Annotated in this window: 1 protein-coding gene; it reads left to right on the top strand. The window is 76.4% G+C overall.

All coding sequences use genetic code 11. The features are described from left to right. Positions 1 to 15: 15 nt before the first annotated feature. The coding region (locus tag UUA_RS18440) for a biotin/lipoyl attachment domain-containing protein (RefSeq protein ID WP_274378162.1) at positions 16 to 288 on the top strand (273 nt) is incomplete at its 3' end.

Genomic DNA, 288 nt, shown 5'->3' with positions numbered 1-288 from the left:
CTGCTGAACCTGGCCATGCCACGCGAAGGCACGCTGGCCACGGTTGCCGTGCGCGAGGGCGACCGCGTCAAGCAAGGCCAGTTGCTGGCGGCGCTGGATACCGAGCCGGCCACGCTGGCGGTCGAGGCGGCGCAGGCGCAACAGGAGCAGGCGCAGGCCCAGCTGAAGCTGCTCGGGATCAAGCAGGCCGCGGCGCAGCAGCGCGCCCAACGCCTCGCCGCCGCCGCCGCCGCCGGCGCCGGCGACGGCCAGAGCGCCGACGACGCGCGCGAGGCGGCGGCGCAGATC

The sequence above is a fragment of the Rhodanobacter thiooxydans LCS2 genome (assembly GCF_000264375.1).
Classification (GTDB): Bacteria; Pseudomonadota; Gammaproteobacteria; order Xanthomonadales; family Rhodanobacteraceae; genus Rhodanobacter; species Rhodanobacter thiooxydans.
This window is presented reverse-complemented; position numbering and strand designations above follow the sequence as displayed.